The organism is Puniceicoccus vermicola, from assembly GCF_014230055.1.
GTDB lineage: Bacteria > Verrucomicrobiota > Verrucomicrobiia > Opitutales > Puniceicoccaceae > Puniceicoccus > Puniceicoccus vermicola.
Window position 1 is genome coordinate 1 of the sequence record NZ_JACHVA010000071.1, and the last position, 3,547, is coordinate 3,547.

2 protein-coding genes are annotated in these 3,547 nt (G+C 56.0%); one reads left to right on the top strand and one right to left on the bottom strand.

Annotated features, from left to right (window positions below):
- Positions 1-564: 564 nt before the first annotated feature.
- Positions 565-1,770 carry an AI-2E family transporter gene (locus tag H5P30_RS07905; RefSeq protein WP_185692415.1) on the top strand — a complete coding sequence of 402 codons (1,206 nt, stop codon included), beginning with the start codon at positions 565-567 and terminating at the stop codon, positions 1,768-1,770.
- 949 nt (positions 1,771-2,719) lie between these two features.
- Here the strand turns inward: H5P30_RS07905 and H5P30_RS07910 are convergent.
- A partial coding sequence (locus H5P30_RS07910; RefSeq protein ID WP_185691362.1) for an ISL3 family transposase occupies positions 2,720-3,547 on the bottom strand: 828 nt, incomplete at its 5' end.

Genomic DNA, 3,547 nt, shown 5'->3' on the forward strand with positions numbered 1-3,547 from the left:
TACTTTGGTTTTCGGGTTGGCGACTGGCAGCCTAGGGGACGTTTCGAGTAGAACAGGCAGCTTGCCTGTTTCGCGAAAGAGCGGTGCGGGCGTGGATGGGAGTCGGTAATCAGTGCTCTGTGGACGGTGAACGGTCGTCGGTTAGACGGTTTTGGGAAGAGCCGCGGGGCCAAGCTTTGCTTGGAGGTTTGAGGATTGGGTCGAGAGCTGGAAGCTCTCGCTACTTTGGTTTTCGGGTTGGCGACTGGCAGCCTGGGGGACGTTTCGAGTAGAACAGGCAGCTTGCCTGTTTCGTGCAGGAGCGGCTGCTTCTTTTGCAGTGGCCATGCTACCGCCCTTGGACGTGCCTGGATTGGGGGTCCTGAGAGTTTGATCCGTGGGGATCTGAGAGGGTGTGGTTTGTGGGGGAATCCACCTAAAAGCAGAGAGAACATTTGCTGATTTCGTTGTTAGTTCAAGATTTTTTGAACTTATGCGGGGAGGAGATGAGGATTCATCCTTCGGTCCTGCACTGCTTACGGTTTGCGCTTGGCTCGGTCTCTAGAACACCTCATGGTTTTGCCGATGTCCGAGGAAGATGGAAAAACGGGATTTTGGATCAGCCCGATGCAACGAAAGTTGATCACTACGGCCCTAGCGGGAATCTCCATTTTCGTCATTGGGGCGCTGATCTTCGAAGTCTTTCTGCTGCTCAGCTCCTTCGTGCAAACTTTTTCAGGGGTGCTCTGGCCTTTGGCGGTGGCCGGGATCATTGCCATGCTTCTGCAACCGATCGTCGGTTTTCTGGTCAAAAAGACTTCGCTTTCCCGGGTTTGGGCGATCGTGGTACTATACGTTCTCGTGGTCCTGGCGACCGGGGCGGTTCTGGCCCTGGTGGTGCCGGTCCTGGTGGAGCAAACGATCAGCTTTATCAAGGCACTGCCTTCCATCGTCGACCGGCTCCAAGAGGCGATCAACCACCGCTTCCCCCAGATCATGGACTACCTCGACTCGACTTTGGGCGCGACCAAGGTGGAAGAGATCCAATCGCAAATCGAATCGCAGATCTCGTCTCTCCCCGAAAAGCTGGTGCCGATGGCGACGAAGGTCGGGTCCTACGCTTCTTCTTTCCTGGGGATCCTGACCGGGCTGGCGATCATTCCGGTCTATATCTTTTTCTTCCTGAAAGCCCGCGGCGACAAGACGGGGGATATCAAGAAGCAGCTTTCTTGGATGAAACCAGAAATCCGGGATGACCTGATTTTTCTCGGCAGCCAATTCGCCCACAGCATGGAAGCGTTCTTCCGCGGACAGATCATCATCGGGCTGATCATGGGAGTGCTCCTCGGGATCGGTTTTTCGATCGCTGGGATCAACTTCGGGTTTCCGCTCGGTCTCTTGATCGGGCTCCTCAACATCATCCCCTACTTCGGGACAATGATCGGGCTGGCCACGGTGCTTCCGATCGCCTGGCTCCAACCCGAGGGCGGACCGATCCTCGCCGCGATCGGTCTCGGGATCTTCATCGCCGTGCAAATGCTCGAAGGCTATTTCCTCACCCCGCGGATCATGGGCGATAAAACCGGTCTCCACCCGCTCACCATCATCATTGCCATTTTCTTCTGGGGGATCGCCTTGGGCGGTATTCTGGGAATGATCCTGGCCATCCCCCTCACCGCTTTCTTTGTCGTCGCCTGGCGCCTTCTGCGGGAAAAATATCTGGAACGCTGGCTGGGTGCCGATGATGCCGATGCGGGAGATCCGGTGGACCGTGAGGCGATTGGGCAGTGAGGCGGTTTTCGGTGAGTCGGTTGTCGGTTAGTCGGTAGTCGGTTGTCGGTGAGTCAGTAGACAGTTGTCGGTATTCAGTTCGACTGGGGCGTTGAGGGAAACTCAAACCAGGGACCGAGAACCGAGAACTGGGGGGACTCATTCCTTGAAATGGCGGAGAGCGGAGGGCGGCCAAGCTTTGCTTGGAGGTTTGAGGATTGGGTCGAGAGCTGGAAGCTCTCGCTACTTTGGTTTTCCGGAAGGGCTAACGGATTGAGCTGGGGACGAAAGGGATTCCCTGGGAGATGGTTTGGGATCGAAGGGGAACGAGGGCACAGGCCCTTCGGCACGCTCAGGATTGATAACTGGCAGCCTGTGGGTGCGTTAGAGTAGAACAGGCAGCCTGCCTGTTTCGCGAGGGAGCGGCGGGGACGTGGATGGGGGTCGGTAATCAGTGCTCTGTGGGCGGTGAACGGTCGTCGGCTAGACGGTTTTGGGAAGAGCCGCGGGGCCAAGCTTTTGCTTGGAGGTTTGAGGATTGGGTCGAGAGCTGGAAGCTCTCGCTACTTTGGTTTTCCGGTCGGGGCTAACGGATTGAGCTGGGGGTGAAAGGGATTCTCCGGAAGATGGTATGTGACCGACGGGGAACGAGGGCACAGGCCCTTCGGCACGCTCAGGATTGATAACTGGCAGCCTGTGGGTGCGTTAGAGTAGAACAGGCAGCCTGCCTGTTTCGCGAGGGAGCGGCGGGGACGTGGATGGGGGTCGGTAATCAGTGCTCTGTGGGCGGTGAACGGTCGTCGGCTAGACGGTTTTGGGAAGAGCCGCGGGGCCAAGCTTTGCTTGGAGTCTTGAGGATTGGGTCGAGAGCTGGACGTGTCCTGCGAAGCTACTAAGCGAAGCACGGAAGCTCTCGCTACTTTGGTTTTCCGGCGGGGCTCGAACTCTCGCTATAAAAAAAGGTTCATCGTCATTTCCCGGGGAAAGCATGCTTAATCTTGAGGAAGAAGTATTCCGTATCCCTGAAGCCATAAGCGGTTCTTTTGATGACCTTGATCTTGTTGTTCATGCCCTCGAGCACGCTGGTGTTGAGTGGGTATTTGGCTGAGGCTATGATTCCACGGAGGTAGGGTCTGAGTTTATCAGCGAAGGCGAGCAGGGGTTTGATTTTGGACTCACGGCACATCCTCCACCATGTGCGCCAGCGTTTGAAGGCGCCCCAGATGCTTGAGCTTCGCCATAGTTCTTTGAGCTGTTCTTTCAGGACGTAGACTTGAGCCAAGGATTGGTTGGCATTCATCAGCTCTTCGAGCCTGACAAGTTCTTCTTCATTGAGGTTGTCCTTGTTCTTTAGAAGTAACCATCGGCTACGTTTGACCGCTCTGCGAGCCGACTTGTTCTGCCTTAGTTCATTGGCCTGATCCACGCGGACTCGGTCGATGACTTCACGGCCGTATTTGGCAACGACATGAAAAAGGTCGTAGACGACTTCCGCATTCGGGCAGTGCATCTTCACCTCCAGGTCAAAGGCGCTGTTCTGATCCATCGCGACCGCTTCGATTTGATCGCAGTGTTCGCCCAGTGATTCAAAGAAGGGGCGTATGGATTCGCGACTGCGCCCTTCACCGATCCAAAGCACTTGCCGAGTGTCCGCATCGGCTACGACGGAGGCGTAGCGGTGCCCCTTGTGCAATGCGAACTCATCCATGACCAGAGTTCTGAGCGAACCGTAATCGACTTCAGGCAACTCCCGAACCAACCTAGCTTTGTCAATGCGTTTGACGGTGTGCCAAGGCAA